Annotated in this window: 8 protein-coding genes; 4 read left to right on the forward strand and 4 right to left on the reverse strand. The window is 46.4% G+C overall.

Features of this window, described 5'->3' with window-relative positions; genetic code table 11:
• Positions 1 to 255 precede the first annotated feature (255 nt).
• The 3 genes from FCV43_RS02675 to FCV43_RS02685 form a co-directional block, all read right to left on the reverse strand.
• Positions 256 to 1,617, reverse strand: a complete 1,362-nt coding sequence (locus tag FCV43_RS02675) for a TRAP transporter large permease (protein WP_017051267.1) — start codon at positions 1,615 to 1,617, stop codon at positions 256 to 258.
• 3 nt (positions 1,618 to 1,620) lie between these two features.
• Complete coding sequence (locus FCV43_RS02680; protein WP_050988724.1) at positions 1,621 to 2,307, reverse strand: TRAP transporter small permease; 687 nt, start codon at positions 2,305 to 2,307, stop codon at positions 1,621 to 1,623.
• An 81-nt stretch (positions 2,308 to 2,388) separates the two neighbouring features.
• Positions 2,389 to 3,387: a TRAP transporter substrate-binding protein gene (locus FCV43_RS02685; protein ID WP_017051265.1), complete on the reverse strand. Its 999-nt coding sequence runs from the start codon at positions 3,385 to 3,387 to the stop codon at positions 2,389 to 2,391.
• Between the two features lie 369 nt (positions 3,388 to 3,756).
• Between FCV43_RS02685 and FCV43_RS02690 the strand changes: the two genes are divergently transcribed.
• Positions 3,757 to 4,164, forward strand: coding sequence for a thioesterase family protein (locus FCV43_RS02690; protein ID WP_029203223.1), 408 nt, complete (start codon positions 3,757 to 3,759; stop codon positions 4,162 to 4,164).
• Here the strand turns inward: FCV43_RS02690 and FCV43_RS02695 are convergent.
• A complete protein-coding gene (locus FCV43_RS02695) occupies positions 4,142 to 5,050 on the reverse strand; it encodes a 4'-phosphopantetheinyl transferase family protein (RefSeq protein WP_017051263.1) in 909 nt (302 codons plus the stop codon). The two genes, FCV43_RS02690 and FCV43_RS02695, sit on opposite strands and share 23 nt — an antisense overlap.
• 696 nt (positions 5,051 to 5,746) lie before the next feature.
• Between FCV43_RS02695 and FCV43_RS02700 the strand changes: the two genes are divergently transcribed.
• The 3 genes from FCV43_RS02700 to FCV43_RS02710 are packed head-to-tail and all read left to right on the forward strand — an operon-like array spanning position 5,747 to position 21,587.
• Entirely contained in the window at positions 5,747 to 13,627 is a 7,881-nt protein-coding gene (locus FCV43_RS02700; protein WP_136993945.1) for a type I polyketide synthase, read from the forward strand.
• The gene (locus tag FCV43_RS02705) at positions 13,627 to 15,660 is read left to right on the forward strand and encodes a PfaB family protein (protein WP_136993946.1); all 2,034 of its coding nucleotides are present in this window, start codon (positions 13,627 to 13,629) and stop codon (positions 15,658 to 15,660) included. Before FCV43_RS02700 ends, FCV43_RS02705 begins: the two co-directional genes overlap by 1 nt.
• Positions 15,657 to 21,587, forward strand: a complete 5,931-nt coding sequence (locus FCV43_RS02710; protein WP_136993947.1) for a beta-ketoacyl synthase N-terminal-like domain-containing protein — start codon at positions 15,657 to 15,659, stop codon at positions 21,585 to 21,587. Before FCV43_RS02705 ends, FCV43_RS02710 begins: the two co-directional genes overlap by 4 nt.
• Positions 21,588 to 21,613: the final 26 nt, after the last annotated feature.

Here is a 21,613-nt window from a genome sequence, read left to right on the forward strand (position 1 = left end):
TTAAATAGTATTTTGACTGCAATAACCCCGCTGAGACACCCCCAGAATATTGTTCTATTAGTGCTTTATTCCTACTGTCCTAGATACTCTTAGCCCCACCAATTTGGCGGGGCATTTTTTTATTTGCTATCCAAGCGATCAAATTAGAGTGGACTTATTTACTCGTAACTTTTGTCCTACTCAGTGATTAGTTACCTAACTGCTTAGCCACTTAGTTACTTAGCTGCTTAACTACTTAGCTACTTAGTTAGTTAGCTACTTCGTGATGATTTCAGGCCCCATTAATGTTGTTGGTAGCCATGTTGAAACCCAAGGAACGTAAGTCACGATCATAAGGAATAGGAACATAACACCAACCCACGGAAGCGCGGCTTTCACTACATTCATCATCGACATCTTCGCTACCCCGGCAGTAACAAAGAGGTTGAGCCCAACAGGTGGGGTTATCATGCCGATTTCCATATTCACCACCATCATAATACCAAGGTGAATCGGGTCGATACCCAGTTCAATCGCAATTGGAAAGACTAACGGCGCGACAATGATCAACAGACCCGATGGCTCCATGAATTGACCACCAATCAGCAATAACACGTTCACCACAATCAAGAATGCAATTGGGCCTAAACCCGCAGAAAGCATTGATTCCGTGATCATCTGAGGAATTCGTTCTTCCGTCAGCACATGTTTTAAAATCAGAGCATTAGCGATAATAAACAGCAGCATTATCGTTAGTTTACCCGCTTCATAAAGCGTGTCTTTGGTGTCTTTGTGGCAAAAAGTTTGGAACACCTTCACCAAAGCAGGTTTGGTATTCTTCTTGTCAGCGAAAGGCCCCATATCTTTATAGATAAAATTGGCAATAAAGAAGGCATAAACCGCTGCAACTGCCGCCGCTTCTGTTGGTGTAAAAATACCGCCGTAGATACCGCCAAGAATAATGACGATTAACAGTAGTCCCCAACTCGCATCTTTAGCCGCAGCAAACGTTTCTCCCCAACCGACGAATGGCTGCGCTGGAATGTTCTTAATTCTTGCGGCAATATAAATCGCAATCATCAACATGACACCTGCGAGTAGCCCAGGGATCACGCCACCCAGGAACATACGACCAACCGATACATCCGTAGCTGCGGCGTAAACCACCATCACGATAGAAGGCGGAATCAAGATCCCTAATGTACCCGCATTACAGATAACCCCTGCCGCGAACTCTTTTGAGTAACCGTTCTTCACCATTCCGGCAATCACGATACTACCGATTGCGACAACCGTTGCTGGTGATGACCCTGATAAGGCCGCAAACATCATACATGCGACAACAGAAGCCATTGCGAGACCACCACGGAACCAACCTACCATTGCAATCGCGAAACGAATAATACGCTTTGCTACCCCACCAGTAGACATAAAACTAGAGGCCAAAATAAAGAATGGAATCGCTAATAGTGTGTAGTGGCCAGCAAATGCATTAAATAGGGTTTGAGCGACCGACGCTAAAGAGGCATCTGAGTGCATCAATAGGAAGATCATGCTCGATAGACCTAGCGAAATTGCAATTGGCACACCGACTAGCATGAACGCAATGACCATCAAAAATAGAAATAACATTGCCATGGTCTACTTCTCCTTACCGTTCGACTTTAGAGGTGAGGTCGCATCTTCATCGCTACCTTCCAATACTTGCGTTTTTAATGCTTCTAAGCCCTCTTCCGCTTCATGACCTGCGATCATTCGATCTAATTTGCCAGTGAACACTTGGAAAGCAATTTGCGTGAATCTAAACGTAAGCAGAGCCATACCAATAGGCAGTGCCATATAAGGAATAAATCGCGGCAATTTTTCGTAACGTTCGCCTTCATTCAACCAATCCGACATAAATTGCAGCATCTCTGGCATTGGAATGTCATCGGTTTCATACCAAGCACGTTCTGTTGCAAACGGATACCAGTAGTTCCAAGAACCAATTAACAGCAAAACTGAGAATGCCAAACAACTTGTTACTGCAATCACTGCATAAGCCTTTCGTAATTTTTCAGGGGCCATGTTGATAACCACATCCACCCCAATATGAAAGTGCTTCTTAACACCATAGGATGCGCCGACCAAAACCATCCACGCAAACATAAATACGGTTAGCTCCAAAGCCCATAAAATATTGCCGTTGAAGACATAGCGAAAAACTACGTTGGCAAAAGTAAGTAGGGTCATTGCGCCTAAAAAGAATGCAATCAGAGTTTCCTCAATTGCATCGGTAAATTTTCCGACTTTAGAAAAAAGAGACTGTTCCATCTGAGACTGCTCCATTAGATTCGTCACTCTTGTCATTGTTAATAAACGACACAATTATTAAGAGCGGCACACCAACATGCCGCTCTATTATCTTTACTATTTTTTATTTGAAGCTAGTGCAGCATCGATGAGATCTGAACCAATGTCTTTCTCGAATTTCTTCCACACAGGTTGTAGCTTCTCAACCCATTCTTGACGCTGAACTGCGGTAAGAGTACGTACCACACCACCCGCTTCAATTACGTTATTTTTATTTGCAAGGTTCACTTTCGATGACTCTGCATTACGAGTTGCCGTCACCTCTTTAACAATCGTATCTAGCTGGCTACGAACATCATCAGGTAACTTTTTCCAGAAATCGTTTGATGTCACAACTAGGTAATCCAAGATACCGTGGTTGGTTTCTGTCACCCCATCTTGTACTTCAAAGAATTTCTTACCGTAGATGTTTGACCAAGTATTTTCTTGGCCATCGATAACCTTAGTTTGCAGGCCACCGTAAACTTCTTTGAATGACATTTTCTGAGGGTTAGCACCTAACTGTTCAAACTGAGCAACCAGAACATCGGATGCTTGAACACGGAACTTCAACCCTTTTGCATCTTCAGGGGCAATCAATGGCTTATTTGCCGACATCTGCTTCATACCGTTATGCCAGAATGCAAGACCTTTTAGGCCGCGACGTTTCATCGCATTCTTCAGAGTGTCGCCCGCTTCAGAGTTTTGGAAACGGTCAACGGCATCGACATCTTCAAATAGGAATGGAAGGTCAAAAATACGGTATTTCTTAGTGAATTTTTCAAATTTTGACAGCGACGGAGCTGCCATTTGAACATCACCATTGAGAAGGGCTTCCAGTACCTTGTTATCATCATAAAGAGTCGAGTTTGGAAAAACCTGCATACAAGCTTTACCATTCATCTCCGTGTTTACACGCTCTTCAAGCAATGATGCCGCAATGCCTTTCGGGTGCTTATCAGTATTGGTTACGTGACTGAATTTAATCACGATCTCGCCTGGGTCACAGTTAGCAGCAGCATTAAAACTAGTAGCAGCAAGTACCGATAAAGACAGTAGAGTAAGAGGCTTAAACATTATTATTCTCCTTGATTGATCAAAACAGCCCCATCTATGGGTACTGTGTAATCCTTACAAGGCAATTTACGCGCCAACTCTATACAAACCATTAACAACCCTTTAACCACAAAGGATCGGATAGATAGCAATTCATGCCAGCCATCAACATGGGTAATTCCATGGGTGGAAAATGACCCATTAAAATTTATGGTATGGGGGAGATCTCGCCTATTGACATAAAATGGAGGTCTGACCAAGGCAGCCACGCTCTTAGAATATTGAAGTAATTTAGAAATTTAAGGTAAAGTGCCGCTAACCATATTGATTGTCATCGCTTCGGCGAGATATTACGTATCAACGACTGACTTACTTGAAGAGATCGTCGAGATGAGCAAAATTTACCACCACCCCGTACAAATTTATTACGAAGACACCGATCACTCAGGTGTTGTGTATCACCCTAATTTTCTAAAATATTTTGAGCGTGCTCGGGAGCATGTATTAGGAAGTGACATACTGGCGCAACTATGGAATGAACAAGGATTGGGGTTCGCTGTCTACAAAGCCAATATGACCTTTCAAGACGGGGTTGAGTTTGCTGAAATTTGCGATATTCGAACCTCCTTCGAATTAGATGGCAAATATAAGACATTATGGCGACAAGAAGTGTGGCGTAAAGAGGCAACAAAACCCGCAGTGATTGGGGAGATTGAAATGGTCTGTTTAGATACAGAAAAACGACTTCAACCAGTACCAGATGTCGTTTTAAACGCTATGTTGGGTCCTTCGATTTAAATACCTCCAATTGTGAAAATAAGTCGGAAGTTTGAAACTCAATCATGTTGAGTTTTATTCCGGCTATACCCTCTGCACCTAGCGTCACGGCAAATCGATATTGGTCATCTACTCGGCCAAGCAAACTTTTCCAGTAAAGGTTATTGCATTGTTTATCTCGTGTAGACGTTTTTTTCGCGACCTCACGATCGGGACCTTCGAAGAGATGAAGTTCAAGCCCTTGAAATAGACGTAACTGACGACTCTGCCCAACTCTCTCTTTGCTCGAATTCGTCACGGTTCTCATTGTCTCAGTCCGCTCAGTGACCTTAGAAAAATCAAAAGCAAAACCTTTCAATGATGTCGCGAGCCCTGTGCCAGTAGCTTTAATGTAGGACTCTTTTAATGCCCATAAATCAAAAAATCTCGTAGATTGCTGAGATTCATCCAAAGCCATTAATTGATCTATTTCTAAGTGCGAAAAATAGTGAGTCATGATCGATTGGATATTGGTGTTGTCTCGTGAATGTTCAATATCGACTCCCAACGCTATGGGATCCCAAACCGAATTATTCAAACAAACGGCCACCAACAAATAATCACGACTATGGCTGATGTTGAATTCAATTCCAGTTTTGGAAAATTGGTCAGCACTTAAACGAGGCTTCCCTTTGTCGCCATATTCAAAACGCCACCAGTTGGGATGACGGTTGGCATAACGGGACAAAATCGCACGCAAAAAGCAGCGCACATACAGACCTCTAAGACGATCTCGTTCCATTTTATAGCGGCTCACTTTTGCTATCTCATCGTCGGTTAACCATGCTTTAAGCTCTGCCGTTAATGCTTCGCTCTCATCAAGTTCTTCTATTGGGCACAACCACAAATCAACCACAGAATTAGACATAAAACCTTACTTTCCCCAAACTATAAAACGACCGATATTTGCACAATGATATTTTTAGCCGCTAGCCTACAAAAACTTATCGCTAAGCCAATAGCATAAGAGACCCACACTAAAAACAGCGATTCAAAGAAGTTACAGTAATTGTATATCAGAAACAAACAACTCCTTAAGAACTAAACACTGCTACAAACTATCTATCAAAAATGATAGCTGGATCTCACAAAGCTACAATTTAGAGCAAAAACACTAAAAACACACAAAAAGACATTAATTTTCAATAACTTATAAATATTAAATCTTATATTTACAAAAATTAGAGTAATTCATCTGGTCTGAACAGATCATAGTGGCCTCTGGGAGCATTGTATCGACCACTCACCTCGGGTAGCCTGCTCAACCATTGGTCAAATCATCTAATTTACATTGCGATATCTCCCCCTGTATTTCGCAATAAAATAGACAGGACGTTAATGGACATGACTCCCAATCCTAGAAACCTAACTCGCTTGTGATGCTTTCACCTTCTCGCGAGCATTACTGCTCAATAAACCCAATTTCAAACTGGTTGCTTAACTTCAACAACCTGACTTTTCGGCTGCGTTTGCTCAAGTCTGTTTCAGATTTATTTTCTATCCAATTCAAAGCGCCGCCTCTAAATAAGACATCGCCCTCAGTGATTTCAAGTGGAGACTCATAATGAGCCAACCCGAAACAAACGCCCCTGAATCAGTCGACGACACTCGACTGAATAAACGCCTTAAAGACATGCCAATTGCTATCGTTGGTATGGCAAGCATGTTTGCAAACTCTCGCTACCTAAACAAATTCTGGGATTTGATCAGCGAAAAGATCGATGCCATTACTGAAGTGCCAGAAACCCACTGGCATCCCGAAGACTACTACGATTCAGATCGTACTGCGCCAGACAAGTCTTATTGTAAGCGCGGTGGTTTCATCCCTGAAGTGGACTTCAACCCAATGGAGTTCGGCCTTCCGCCAAACATTCTAGAACTGACTGATACGTCACAGTTGCTTTCTCTGATCGTGGCAAAAGAAGTTCTTGAAGATGCCAAGCTGCCTGAAGGCTACGATCGCGATAAGATCGGTATCACGCTAGGTGTTGGTGGCGGTCAGAAGATCGCTCAAAGCCTAAATGCTCGTCTTCAATATCCTGTTTTGAAAAAAGTCTTCAAGAGCAGTGGCATCAACGACGAAGACAGCGAAATGCTGATCAAAAAATTCCAAGACCAATACATCCACTGGGAAGAGAACTCATTCCCTGGTTCATTGGGTAACGTAATTTCAGGTCGTATCGCTAACCGCTTTGACCTTGGTGGCATCAACTGTGTGGTGGATGCAGCATGTGCAGGCTCTCTGGCGGCAATGCGTATGGCTCTTAGTGAGCTGGTTGAAGGCCGCAGTGAAATGATGATCACAGGTGGTGTGTGTACTGATAACTCACCAACCATGTACATGAGTTTCTCTAAAACACCTGCATTTACCACTAATGAAACCATTCAACCTTTCGATATCGACTCCAAAGGCATGATGATTGGTGAAGGCATTGGCATGGTTGCTCTTAAGCGTCTTGAAGATGCAGAGCGCGATGGCGACAGAATCTACTCAGTGATTAAAGGTGTCGGTTCTTCTTCGGACGGTAAGTTCAAGAGTATCTACGCGCCTCGCCCTGAAGGACAAGCAAAAGCACTAAAACGCGCTTACGATGATGCTGGTTTCGCACCGCACACGCTTGGCCTTTTAGAAGCGCACGGCACAGGTACCGCAGCAGGTGATGTGGCTGAATTTGGTGGCTTAAACTCGGTATTCAGTGAGAACAACGAAGAGAAGCAACACATTGCATTAGGCTCTGTGAAATCTCAAATTGGTCACACCAAATCAACCGCGGGTACTGCAGGTTTAATCAAAGCTGCATTAGCACTACACCATAAAGTACTTCCGCCAACGATCAACGTGTCGAGCCCGAATCCTAAATTGGACATCGAGAACTCACCATTCTACCTAAACACACAAACGCGCCCTTGGATGCAACGTGTCGACGGCACACCGCGCCGTGCAGGTATCAGCTCATTCGGTTTTGGTGGCACTAACTTCCACGTTGTATTAGAAGAGTACACGCCAGAGCACGCTCGCGGTGACAAATACCGTCAGCGCCAAGTACCGCAAACTCTGTTGTTCAGCGCAGAATCTCGCCAAGCACTGATCGACGAGCTAAAACAGGTTTCAACTCAAGCTGCCGATGCTGCGTTCAAACTGGAAGCACTTGCTGAGCAACACTCTCTACGTGAAGTAAACGCTCAGCATGCTCGTCTTGGTTTAGTCGTGACTGACCAAGCAGACCTTCAAGCGCAACTGACTCAAGCGATTTCTATGCTTGAGAGCCAAACCAAAACACATTGGCAGATGCCGAACGGTACTAGCTACCGTGAGTCAGCACTGATTGCTGAAAACGGTGCAGGTAAAGTCGCGGCACTATTTGCAGGTCAAGGTTCGCAATACCTCAACATGGGTCGCGAGCTTGCTTGTCATTACCCAGAAATGCGCCAACAGCTTGCTCAAGCGGATCAAGTATTTGGTCAACATAAGAAAACAGCTCTGTCGCAAATTCTGTTCCCAATTCCAACCTTCACACCAGAAGCAACCAAAGCTCAAGAAGCAGTACTAACCAACACAGCCAACGCGCAAAGTGCGATTGGTACTGTGTCTATGGGTCAGTTCGACATCATGACTCAAGCTGGCTTCAAAGCAGACATGGTTGCAGGTCACAGCTTTGGTGAGCTAAGCGCATTATGTGCATCGGGTGTTATCTCGCAAGAAGATTACTACCAGCTAGCTTTCGCTCGTGGCGATGCAATGGCTGCGACACCTGAACAAGGTGACAGCGGTACTATGTTTGCGGTCATCCTAGATGCAGACAAGCTTCCAGCCGTTGAAAGCTGCATCAGCCAATTCGAAGGCGTGAGCATTGCCAACTACAACGCTCCGACTCAACTGGTTATTGCAGGTCCAACTACGACGGTTCAACAAGCAGCACAAGCGCTAACAGAACAAGGCTTCAAAGCGATTGCTCTGCCAGTGTCTGGTGCTTTCCACACACCGCTTGTTGCTCACGCTCAAAAACCATTTGCTGCTGCAATTGATAAAGCTTCATTCAGCGCTCCAACGCTGCCGCTTTACTCAAACGCAACGGGCAAACTGCACAGCAAAGACGCGAAAGCGATTAAGAAAGCATTCAAACAGCACATGCTGCAATCGGTTCGTTTCAGCGAGCAAATTGAAGCGATGTATGAAGCAGGCGCGCGTGTATTCGTTGAGTTCGGTCCGAAAAACATTCTTCAAAAGCTGGTTGAGAAAACATTGGCTGATAAGAACGAAGAACTTTACGCAATCAGTATCAACCCAAGCCCTAAAGGCGACAGTGACCAACAGCTTCGTTTAGCTGCGGTTCAACTGTGCGTGGCAGGTGTTTCATTAGACAACATTGACCCTTACCAAGCTGACATTGCTGAACCTGCAAAGGCATCACCAATGAACATCAAGCTGAATGCAACCAACTACATCAGCCCCGCTACTCGTAAGAAAATGAATCAATCATTGGCTTCGGGCAACGTCACCGAAAAGACTGAGATTGTTGAAGTGAAAGTTGAAGTCGAGAAAATCGTGGAAAAAGAAGTGATTAAAACAGAAATCGTTGAAGTACCTGTGGCTGCTCCTCAAGCTTCAAATGTACAACAGTCAGCTGCTCCAGCACCAAGTGCACAAGTAGCAACAGCTGCTCCACAATCACAAGTGGTTCAAACAGCCCCAGCGACTAGTCAGCCTGCAGCTCAAGTAACAGTTGATGAATCTTCACTGCAATCGTTCTTCAATGCTCAACAACAAGCAGCGGAAGTACATCAGCAATTCTTGGCGATTCCTCAGCAATACGGTGACACATTCAACACCCTAATGTCTGAGCAAGCGAAAATGGCAACAGCAGGCGTGGCAATTCCTGAGAACCTACAGCGTTCTATGGAAATGTTCCACCAGCACCAAGCTGAAACGCTAAAAGCGCACGCTCATTACCTAGAAATGCAAGCGCACAGCAACAGCTCTGCACTTAATATGCTGACGCAAGGTTCAGCACAAACGGCACAACCAACCTTCGTTGCGCCAGTAAATGCTCAGCCAGCGATTCAGGCTCCAGCTACTCAAACTACTCCAGCAGCTATCGTTCAACAGCCTGTAGCTCAAGTACAAGCGACTCCTGTCCAAGCTGCACCAGTTCAAGCTCAGTCTGTTCAAGTTACGCCAGTACAGAAAGCTGCTCCTGCACCACAAGTAGCGGCTCAAGCCGCAGCGCCTGTTGCAACTCAACCTGTGCCAGTTAAAGCGCAATCAGCTCCTGTAGCTGCACCATTAGCAGTACAATCAGCCGATGCTGAAAAAGTGATGCTAGAAGTGGTCGCTGAGAAAACGGGTTACCCAACGGAAATGCTTGATCTAGAAATGGACATGGAAGCAGACCTTGGTATCGACTCAATCAAGCGCGTAGAGATCCTTGGTACCGTTCAAGACGAAATGCCGAACCTACCTGAGCTGAACCCTGAAGATTTAGCGGAATGTCGTACTCTTGGTGAAATCGTCGAGTACATGAACAGTAAAAGCATGAACAGCAAGATGCCAGCATCAGCGCCTGTGGCAGCACAGCCAAGCGCAACTGCTCCTGTTCAAGCTGCTAACGGTCTTGATGCGAAAATCGTTCAACAAACCATGCTAGAAGTGGTTGCTGAGAAGACAGGTTACCCAACGGAAATGCTTGATCTAGAAATGGATATGGAAGCTGACCTTGGTATCGACTCAATCAAGCGCGTAGAGATCCTTGGTACGGTTCAAGATGAACTGCCTACTCTTCCAGAGCTAAACCCTGAAGACTTAGCTGAGTGTCGTACTCTTGGCGAAATCGTTGCTTACATGAACAGCAAGCTTCCAGCTTCGGCACCAGTAGTCGCTCAAACTGCAGAAACTTCAGTTCAAGCAGCTAGCGGTTTAGATGCAGCTGTAGTTCAGAAAACTATGTTAGAAGTGGTAGCAGAGAAGACGGGCTACCCGACTGAAATGCTAGACCTAGCAATGGACATGGAAGCTGACCTTGGTATCGACTCAATCAAGCGAGTTGAAATTCTAGGTACGGTTCAAGACGAGTTACCTACTCTTCCAGAACTCAACCCTGAAGATCTCGCAGAGTGTCGCACTCTAGGCGAAATCGTAGCCTACATGAACAGTAAGCTTCCAGCTTCTGCTCCTGCTCCAGTAGCAACTCAAGCATCTGCACCAGCGCAAGCAGTATCAAACGGTTTAAACGCAGAACAAGTTCAAAGCACAATGCTGAGCGTAGTGGCTGATAAAACAGGCTACCCAACAGAAATGCTCGACCTAGCAATGGACATGGAAGCAGACCTTGGCATCGACTCAATCAAACGTGTTGAGATCCTTGGTACGGTTCAAGACCAGCTACCAACATTGCCAGAGCTGAACCCTGAAGACCTAGCTGAGTGTCGTACTCTTGGCGAAATCGTTGCTTACATGAATACTAAAAGCATGAACAGCAAGTTAGCTCCGAATTCGGAAGCAGCGACAGTAGCTCCTGCTGCAGAAGTAGAGGCAATTGTAGAAAGCGCAAGCAACGACCTAAACCCTGCTCATGTTCAATCAACAATGATGGAAGTGGTTGCCGACAAAACAGGCTACCCAGCAGAAATGCTCGATCTAGCAATGGACATGGAAGCAGACCTTGGTATCGACTCAATCAAACGTGTTGAGATCCTTGGTACGGTTCAAGACCAACTACCAACGCTGCCAGAGCTAAATCCTGAAGACTTAGCTGAGTGTCGTACGCTTGGTGAAATCGTTACCTACATGCAAAGCAAGCTATCCGCGGCTGCACCCGTAGCGACTGCTAAAGCTGAATCAGTAACGCCTATCGCAGAAACAGCGACAGCGGAACTTCCTCCACACAATGAGGTGGCGCTAAAAAAGCTACCAGCGGCAGATAAACTCGTCGATTGTTTCTCAAAAGACGCTTGTGTCGTGATCACAGATGATGGTCACAACGCCGGTGTTCTAGCAGAGAAGTTGACCGCTAACGGCATTCAAGTTGCTGTAGTGCGTAGTGCTCTTTCTGCCGCGTCACCTTTAAACAGTGAAATCGCAAGCTACACACTCAACAGCGTCGATGATGCTGGTGTCACTGCAGTTATTAACGACATCGAAGCAGACCTGAAAACGTCGAACAAAGTGATTGCTGGCTTCATTCATCTACAAGCTATCGTTGATGCTAAACAATGCAACGAGCAAGCGGTTAACTTGAATGCAGGCTCAAGAGCTTCGCTGACGACAGCGTTCTTATTCGCCAAGCACCTAAATGGCCAACTGAATGCGGTTTCTGGTCGCAGCGTGTTCTTCACACTAAGCCGTATCGATGGTGGCTTTGGTTACCTAGATGCTAAGCAACTAGCGAATGCAGAACTTAACCAAGCCGCGTTGTCTGGTCTAACTAAGACACTGAGCCATGAATGGTCAAACGTGTTCTGCCGTGCATTGGATGTTGATGCTTCGATTGATGCTCGTCACCTTGCTGAAGCTATCACAGGCGAACTGTACGATATCGATACCAACACGGTTGAAATCGGCCTTAGCCATGCGGAAAACGGTGAATCTGGTCGTGCAACATTGATTGCTGCAACACCAGGTGCTGCACAAACTAAAAACACAGGCGCTCAACTCACCAAGAGCGATAAAGTTCTGGTAACTGGTGGCGCTAAAGGCGTGACGTTTGAATGTGCACTGACGCTTGCTAAGCAATGTAAATCTCATTTCATTCTTGCAGGTCGTAGTAAGCATATTACTTCAGCTGAGCTACCTCAGTGGGCACAGGGCAAGCAAGAGAAAGAGCTAAAACCAGCGGCTATCGCTCACCTACAAGCAACAGGTGACAAACCAACACCGAAAAAAGTTGATGCCTTGCTAAAGCCGGTATTGAGCAGCCTTGAAATCAACGCAGCACTTGCCGCTTTCAACGAGATTGGCGCGAGCGCTGAATACCTAAATCTAGATGTGTCGAACCATGAGTCTGTAGCGAAAACACTGGCGAATTTCGACGGCATCACGGGGCTAATCCACGGCGCAGGTGTACTGGCTGACAAACACATTCAAGACAAAACGCTTGATGAACTGAACATGGTTTACGGCACCAAAGTGGGTGGACTAGAAGCGGTTCTTGGTGGTCTTGATAGCGGCAAGTTAAAACTGATTGCGATGTTCTCTTCGGCGGCGGGTTTCTATGGAAACACAGGCCAAAGCGATTACTCGATGTCTAACGAGATCCTAAACAAAGCGGCTCTACAACTGTCTGCGCGTAACCCTCAAGCGAAAGTAATGAGCTTCAACTGGGGACCGTGGGACGGCGGCATGGTAAACGCAGCACTGAAACGTATGTTTACAGAGCGTGGTGTGTACGTAATTCCTCTTCAGGCAGGTGCAGAACTGTTTAGCTCTCAACTACTGAACGAAACTGGCATTCAACTGCTGGTTGGTACGAGCATGCAAGGTTCTGACAACAAGGAAGCTGCTGTAAAAAAGCTTAATGCGGAGTCTGTGCATCTTGCAGAGAGTCCGCTGAATACAAGCATCACTGTGACACGTCATCTTGATCCTAAGGCATTGCCTTTCATTCAAGATCACTGCATTGCCGGTAACCCAGTGTTACCGACAGTGTGTGCCATCCAATGGATGCGTGAAGTGGCTGAGCAACTGTTAGGGGTGAACGTTAGCGTTCACAACTACAAACTGCTTAAGGGAGTGATTTTTGATACTGATGAAGTGCAAGAGCTGAAGCTGGTTCTTTCCTCTGATGCTAAATCAAAAGATCAGCTAAAAGCGGTGATCAGTTGCCAAGGGCGACCACAGTATCAAGCTCAGTTGCAAGTTGCCTCTGTGCAAGTGTCTGAAGATGTTCAACAAGCGTCGACAAAACGCTTTGAAGCTAACTCTTCAACACCAGTAACAACGGCGCAAGCTCTATACAGTGATGGCACTCTGTTTCACGGACCAAGATTGCAAGGTCTTACTTCAGTCGAGCGCTTTGACGACTTAGGCTTATTGGCTCAATGCCAGTTGCCTCAGATTGAAAACAGCGACTGCGGATCATTTATTCCGAAGCAAAGTTTTGGTGATAGCCAGCCATTTGCAGAAGATTATCTGTTGCAAGCGATGCTGGTATGGGCTCGATTGAAATACGGCGCGGCAAGCCTACCGTCTGCAATTGGTGAGTTTATTTGTTACGCACCAATGCACAATGGTGACAAAGGTTGGCTAGAACTGAGCGTGATAAAAAGCACGGCTCGTTCGCTGCAAGCTGATATCTCGCTTTACCACCAAGATGGTCGTTTAAGCGCAGTAATGAAAGGTGCCAAAGTCACCATCAGCAAGAGCTTAAACGACGCATTTTTGCCGAAGTCTAGCTCAGCAGTATCAAAGAAAGAGGCGACTAAGAACCCAGAAAAGGAGCAATTGTCATAGTGACTGTTCCTACTAATAAAGCGATGCCATTGCGCATCGCTCTTTTAGCTCAGCCAGCAAACGCGGCTGAGCTTTCTGCCGACTTATCACCTTCGCTTCCAAAAATGATGACTGTTGTGGTTGATGGCAATTTTAATCAAGCACTTGCTCACGCCATCGAGACAGTCAATCAAGGTAATGTTGTTAAGCTTTGTTTGGATTCTCACTCACCATCATTGGTGATGTTGAGCGCACTGACCGCAGCCCAAAATAAGATTCATCCACACGCGAATTTAGCGGGTTTTGTAGATGCTGTTACCGGAGATAGCATCCAGCTTGCTCTGGATATTGCGCGCCGCCCCGCTACAGATTTAAGCCATCAACAACAATATTCTGCACTTTCTGCTTCGCTGCAGTTTGATGAATTGTTGAATATGGTTAATGCGATATCGAGCCGTTCATTACCGAGCCATTACTGGTTCACTGAGCCGAACAAAGCACGTGTTGCTGCGTTAACTTTCAGTGACGATAGCCAAACAGCCACCAGCCTGATATTGACTCAAGCAACCGGTTTGCAAGAACCAAAACCCTTGCTATCCAGCGAGCGTTTGATGTTTGTGGTTTCTGGCAATAACCAAGCTGAATTGTTTTCTCAGTTGACCTCACTAAGAGTTGAGCTTAAATGCGTTAACGAAGCGGCAGACAGCAAACTTGCTATCGCCACTTTGATGCATTCAAACCTAAGCCACTTCCAAAGCGCTCAACACAATGCTGATCTTGGCGCGAACATCGTGATTCAAGCGGCTTCAATTGAGGCTGCAATACAAGAGATCACAGCACTAGAAAATGCGTTGCCAAAAGTAATGGCTGACAATAGCCAATACAAAACTCCTGCGGGTAGTTGTTTCTCACCGAAGCCTCAAAGCGAAGGTGGCGTTGCATTTGTTTACCCTGGTGTTGGCACGGTTTATCCCGGTATGTTGCGAGAGTTTCACCACCATTTCCCACAGTTATTTGCTCGTTTAGAACGTGAAGGTAACTTGAAAGAGATGCTGCAGGCTGAAAAAACCTACGCTGAAGACTCGCAAGAAATGTCGCTCAGTGAATTGGCAATTGCAGGTGTGGGCAGTAGTTATCTGTTAACACAACTGCTATGTGATGAATTCAAAGTGCAGCCAGATTTCGCTTTGGGTTACTCCAAAGGTGAAGCTTCCATGTGGGCGAGCTTAAATGTTTGGAAAAACCCACATGCGCTAATCGAGATGACTCAAACTAGCCCTATTTTCACGACGGCTATTTCTGGTGAACTCACAGCCGTGCGTCAAAATTGGCGGCTGAACGGCGACGAAAGCATCCAATGGAACAGCTTTGTGGTTCGCAGTGATGCGCAAGCGATTAAGGCTCTGTTACCAGAGTTTCCGCGTGCTTATCTTGCCATTATCCAAGGTGACACCTGCGTACTGGCCGGTTGTGAAAACACTTGTCGTGCACTACTCAAAAAGCTTGGTAAGCGTGGCATTGCCGCGAACCGTGTTACTGCAATGCACACCACGCCAGCGTTGAGCCAGCATAGCCAAGTGCAGGAGTTTTACACTCAACCACTGTTCGACGAGTTGCCAAAGCATATCCGCTTTATCAGCGCAGCAGGTCTACCGACTGGCGCACCAATCAATATCGACAGCGACAGCATCGCCCTTTCGATTGCCGGCACTTTCTGTTCGACGCTGGATTTCACCGCGTTGATCCAGAGTGCACGTCAGCAAGGTGCTCGTCTGTTTGTCGAAGTGGGTGCCGATCGTCAAACCAGCACATTGATCGACAAGATCAATCGTAGCGACAACGTAGCCGACCAGTACTGCACAATCGCTTCCAATGCCAAAGGCGGTGACGATGTTGTCACGCTCATCAAATGCATTGGTCAGCTCATTACTCATCAAATTCCATTGTCTGTCGAGCCACTAATTCAAGGGCTAGAACAACAGATCACCGCCGCTAAGCAATTAAGTGGTGTATCTCAAGGCAGCGCAGTGAATCATCAAGGAGAGCTAGTATGAGTTCTCAATCGAACCAGTATCAGGCTCAAGCTAAGAATAAGCAGCAAGTGAAGTGCAATAAGATCGCGATTGTCGGTATTGCTAACCAATACCCAGAAGCTGATACGCCAAAAGACTTTTGGCAAAACTTGCTGAATAAAAAAGATTCTCGAACCACATTAAGCGCTGAAAAACTAGGTGCTAAACCTGAAAGCTATCAGGGTGTGCAAGGTGAGTCGGATCGCTTTTATTGTGATAAAGGCGGCTACATCGAAAACTTCAAGTTCGATAGCAATGGCTACCGCTTAACAGCAGAATCATTTAACGGCGTAGATCAAAGCTTCCTATGGGCTTTGGACACAAGTCGTAAGGCGTTAGTCGACGCAGGCATTAATTTAAATGCCGATATTTTAGAACGCACAGGCGTGATCATGGGTGCCCTTTCGTTCCCAACCACACGCTCAAACGACCTGTTTCTGCCGATGTATCACTCGGTGGTCGAGAAAGCACTTAAAGATAAATTGAATAATGACCAGTTTTCACTGCTACCAACCAATGAAACTGCTCAAGACCTCAACCCGATCAACGGTGCAGCAGCACACAACGCCTCTAAGTTAGTAGCTGATGCGTTAGGTTTAGGCAACGTACAACTTAGCCTAGATGCGGCATGTGCAAGTTCTGTGTATTCATTGAAGTTAGCGTGTGATTACTTAAACACAGGCAAAGCCGACATGATGTTGGCAGGTGCGGTATCCGGTGCTGACCCATTCTTTATCAACATGGGTTTTTCCATTTTCCACGCTTACCCTGACCACGGTGTGTCGGTTCCGTTTGATAGCAACAGTAAAGGCCTATTTGCTGGCGAAGGTGCCGGTGTTTTAGTGCTAAAACGCTTAGCTGATGCAGAGCGTGATGGCGACAACATCTACGCAGTCGTCAGCGGTATTGGCTTGTCGAACGATGGCCGTGGCCAGTTCGTATTAAGCCCAAATAGCAAGGGACAAGTCCAAGCCTTTGAACGCGCTTACGAGGCTTCAAACCTATCACCAGACAGCATTGAAGTGATTGAGTGCCACGCAACCGGCACACCGTTAGGTGACAAGGTTGAGTTAACCTCAATGGAACGTTTCTTTGCTGACAAGTTGAATGGTTCTAACCCGCCATTGATTGGCTCTGCGAAGTCAAATCTCGGTCACTTACTGACGGCAGCAGGTATGCCTGGGATCATGAAGATGATCTTCGCGATGAAAGAAGGTGTGCTTCCTCCAAGTATTAATTTGGACAAGCCACTATCGTCGCCAGAAGGTTTATTTGGTTCACAGACGCTACCAACACAAGTGCAACCTTGGCCAAGTAAAGCGGGCAACCAAGAGCGCTGTGCGGGTGTTTCTGTATTTGGTTTCGGTGGTTGTAATGCTCACTTACTGCTTGAAGCGTATTCAGGTACGGGTCATGCAAACCAGACTCTAGAGTCAGCATCTCCAAGCCTACAATCGCCTAATTTAAGCATTACTGGTCTCGCGTCTCACTTCGGTTCTCTGCAAAGCATCAATGCACTAAGCACTGCGATTGAGACTAACAGCGATGCTTTCATTGCCTTGCCGAAGAAACGCTGGAAAGGCTTAGACCAACATCCAGAACTGCTGAATCAGTTTGGTTTACACGGCATTCCAAATGGCGCGTACATCGATCAATTCGACCTCGATTTCCTACGCTTCAAAGTACCGCCTAATGAAGATGACCGTTTGATCTCTCAGCAGTTGCTACTGATGAAAGTTGCAGACGAAGCCATCAAAGATGCCAAGCTCGTGGCAGGTCAAAAGGTTGCGGTTTTAGTGGCAATGGAAACAGAGCTTGAAATGCACCAATTCCGTGGACGCGTAAACCTGCATAGCAAATTGGCTGACAGCTTTGCCAACATGGGTATTGAGCTAACACAAGACGAATACAAATCGCTAGAAACCATCGCGATGGACAGTGTAATGGACGCAGCCAAGCTGAACCAATACACCAGTTTCATCGGCAACATCATGGCTTCGCGTATCTCTTCATTGTGGGACTTTAACGGCCCTGCCTTTACGATTTCAGCCGCTGAACAATCAGTTGCTCGTTGTATCGATGTCGCGCAAAACCTAATGTCGCAAGAATCCATGGACGCAGTCGTGATTGCAGCCGTTGACCTTAGTGGCAGTGCGGAACATGTGATTCTGAAGAACAGCATGAGCCCAGTGTCACTTGCTCCAAAATTCGGACAACCGCAAGACGGCAGTTGGAATGTGGGCGAAGGCGCAGGTGCGATTGTTCTTGTTGAAGAGAGTCGAGTAGCGAGCAACCAAGAGACAGCTTACGGCAGTATCAACGCCTTAGCCTTTGGTTCAAGCGAGCGTAACAACGCCGTTGCTGATGAGTTACTGACTCAAGTCGGTATGAGCTCGAACGATGTTTCTCTGCTTGAGCTTAACCATGCACCAGAGTCTTCATCATATCAGTCTTCGTCTCTAAGTTTAGCGAGCACAAGGACGACTCAAGCGAGTCAACGTATTGGTCATTGCTCCGCAGCTTCTGGCATGGCAAGCCTGCTACACGGTCTGCTCAACCTGAACCTTGAGTCTCTGAATCCAAATGTCAGCTCTAAGAGCGCGATTGTTGCTAACATCAGCGAAGGACAATGTTCACAGCTGCTACTAAGCCAATCGAATGTTGAATCTCAGTCGCTGTCCGTTCGTTTAAGCAATGAACTGGCGAGTGATGCTAAACGTCAATTGGTTAAGCAAGTGACATTAGGTGGTCGCGATATCTATCAACATATTGCCCAAACCCCAGTGACCAACTTGGCAACGATTCAACAGAAAGCTTCTGGTAAACAAGCAGCAAGAGTGGCGTCGATTCCAACGACGGCAAGCATTCAAGCAGCCCTTGCGCAAAAAGAGTTAGAGAAGAAGGCATTAGCGCAGAACGCGGTAGAGCCAGTCATCGAAACTCCTACATCAGTATCCCCTACTCTGGCGCCAACTCGCCACAGTCAGCTAACAGGTAACCACAGCAATATGACTCATGTCCTATCCGCTAAAAATGGCGCGTCTCAAATCGACGCTAAGACGGATGCAGCATTACAACCGTCTGTAACACCACATAACCAAGCTTTTGCTCAAAACCAGCAAGCGGCCCAGCAAGTACACAAAGCATTCCTGCACACTCGTGCCCAAGGCATGCAGATGGCTGATGCACTATTAAAGGCACAGTTAAACGCAATTACGTCTGGTTTAGATAGCTCAGCTGAAACATCAGCTCAACCAGCTCAACCAGCTCAAGTTCAGTCAGTGCCAGTAAACGCACTTACGACGCCAGCACCAGTAAAACCTATCCGTAAGCCATGTATCTGGGATTACGATGATCTGGTTGAATACGCTGAAGGTGATATCGCCAATGTATTTGGTCCTGACTACGCGATCATCGATAGCTACTCGCGCCGCGTTCGCTTACCAACCACTGACTACCTATTGGTATCTCGTGTAACCAAGCTCAACGCGACAGTGAACGAATACAAGCCAAGCACCATGACCACAGAATACGACATCCCAGTTGATGCGCCGTATCTTGTCGATGGTCAGATCCCTTGGGCTGTCGCGGTAGAATCTGGTCAGTGTGACCTAATGCTGATTAGCTACTTAGGCATTGATTTTGAAAACAAAGGCGAACGTGTTTACCGCCTGCTTGATTGCACATTAACTTTCCTTGGCGACTTGCCTCGTGGTGGCGATACGCTGCGTTACGATATCTCAATCAATAGCTTTGCTCGCAATGGCGATACGTTGCTGTTCTTCTTCTCGTACGAATGTTTCGTTGGCGACAAGATGATCCTGAAAATGGATAACGGCTGTGCAGGCTTCTTCACTGATGAAGAACTAGCGGACGGCAAAGGTGTGATTCACACTGAAGACGAAATCAAGGCTCGTAAGCTTGCTACTAAGCAACGCTTCGACCCAATGTTGCACTGCCCTAAAACCCAGTTTAACCACCAAGAACTGCGCCACCTACTAACTGCCAACATTGCAGAATGTTTTGGTCCAACTCACCAATCCAATAGCCACCAGCCTTCTTTATGCTTCAGCTCAGAGAAGTTCATGATGATCGAAAAAGTTAGCCGTGTGGAACCGCAAGGCGGCACATGGGGACTTGGTCTGATTGAAGGTCATAAGCAGCTAGAGCCTGAGCACTGGTACTTCCCTTGTCACTTCAAAGATGACTCAGTAATGGCTGGTTCTTTGATGGCAGAAGGTTGTGGTCAACTGCTTCAGTTCTTCATGATGCACCTTGGCATGCACACGCTTGTTCAAAATGGTCGTTTCCAACCACTTGAAAATGCGCCTCAGCAAGTACGCTGTCGTGGTCAAGTTCTACCACAATCGGCAGAACTGACTTACCGCATGGAAGTGACCGAGATTGGTCTCAGACCTCGCCCATACGCGAAAGCTAACATCGATATTTTGCTGAACGGCAAAGTGATTGTTGATTTCCAAAATTTGGGTGTGATGATCAAAGAAGACGACGAATGTACTCGTTACCTGCCTTCTTTAGAAACTGCTGTCGCAACTCCTGTTATCGAAAGCTTGGACCATAAAAGCTTGGGCAATACACCAGCAGTAAACCAACAAGCTTCAGCGAATGCACCACTCATGGCACAAATTGAAGACCTAGAAACAGCGCCAAATAAAGGCGTAATTCCTCTTCAACACGTTGAAGCTCCGGTAACGCCTGATTACCCGAACCGCACACCTGATACGGTTCCATTCACGCCATACCACATGTTCGAATTCGCTACTGGTGATATCGAGAAATGTTTCGGTCCTGATTTCTCTATCTACCGTGGCATGATTCCACCACGTACTCCGTGTGGCGACCTACAGCTAACTACTCGCGTTGTTGAGATCGACGGTAAGCGTGGCGACTTCAAGAAGCCTTCATCGTGTATCGCTGAATACGAAGTGCCAGAAAACGCATGGTACTTTGATGAAAACAGCCACCAGACCTTAATGCCTTACTCGGTATTGATGGAGATTTCACTGCAGCCGAACGGCTTTATCTCTGGCTACATGGGTACGACACTGGGCTTCCCAGGTGAAGAACTGTTTTTCCGTAACCTAGATGGCAGCGGCAAAATGTTGCGTAACGTCGACTTGCGCGGCAAAACGATCACCAACGATTCTCGCTTGCTTTCAACCGTAATGATGGGCACCAACATCGTACAGAGCTTCAGCTTCGAACTGAGCACTGACGGTGTGCCGTTCTACGAAGGTACAGCGGTATTTGGTTACTTCAAAGGCGCAGCACTGAAAGACCAACTTGGTTTGGACAACGGTAAAGTGACTCACCCTTGGCACGTTGATAACAACCGCACGCCGGATGTAAACATCAACCTACTAGACAAAACGACTCGTTACTTCAATGCACCAGTTTCTGCTACGGGTGAAGTGCAAGAGCACTATCAACTGGCTGGCGGTCGCTTGAACTTTATCGATACCGTGCAGATCACTAGTGACGGTGGTAAAGACGGCCTTGGTTACCTATACGCTGAACGTACCATTGACCCAAGCGATTGGTTCTTCCAGTTCCACTTCCATCAAGATCCAGTAATGCCAGGTTCTCTAGGTGTTGAAGCAATCATCGAGCTGATGCAAACCTATGCGCTAAACAAAGATCTTGGCGCTGGCTTCCGCAATCCGAAGTTTGGTCAAATCCAATCTGAAGTGAAATGGAAATACCGTGGTCAAATTAACCCTCTGAACAAACAGATGTCTCTGGATGTACACATCACTGCGATTAAAGACGAAGACGGCAAACGCATCATCGTTGGCGACGCAAACCTGAGCAAAGATGGTCTGCGTATTTACGAAGTGAAAGACATCGCAATTTGTATCGAAGAAGCCCCTGCTATCGATAAAGCATAAGCCGCATTAGAGACAGAGAACTAGGA

The sequence above is a fragment of the Vibrio genomosp. F6 genome, assembly GCF_005146325.1.
Lineage (GTDB): Bacteria > Pseudomonadota > Gammaproteobacteria > Enterobacterales > Vibrionaceae > Vibrio > Vibrio cortegadensis.

What these genes read in the sequence shown, in the direction of transcription:
- FCV43_RS02685 (WP_017051265.1), bottom strand. Translation starts at nt 3,387, where the DNA reads ATGTTTAAGCCTCTTACTCTACTGTCTTTATCGGTACTTGCTGCTACT.
- FCV43_RS02695 (WP_017051263.1), bottom strand. Translation starts at nt 5,050, where the DNA reads ATGTCTAATTCTGTGGTTGATTTGTGGTTGTGCCCAATAGAAGAACTT.
- FCV43_RS02675 (WP_017051267.1), bottom strand. Translation starts at nt 1,617, where the DNA reads ATGGCAATGTTATTTCTATTTTTGATGGTCATTGCGTTCATGCTAGTC.
- FCV43_RS02700 (WP_136993945.1), top strand. Translation starts at nt 5,747, where the DNA reads ATGAGCCAACCCGAAACAAACGCCCCTGAATCAGTCGACGACACTCGA.
- FCV43_RS02690 (WP_029203223.1), top strand. Translation starts at nt 3,757, where the DNA reads ATGAGCAAAATTTACCACCACCCCGTACAAATTTATTACGAAGACACC.
- FCV43_RS02710 (WP_136993947.1), top strand. Translation starts at nt 15,657, where the DNA reads ATGAGTTCTCAATCGAACCAGTATCAGGCTCAAGCTAAGAATAAGCAG.
- FCV43_RS02680 (WP_050988724.1), bottom strand. Translation starts at nt 2,307, where the DNA reads ATGGAGCAGTCTCAGATGGAACAGTCTCTTTTTTCTAAAGTCGGAAAA.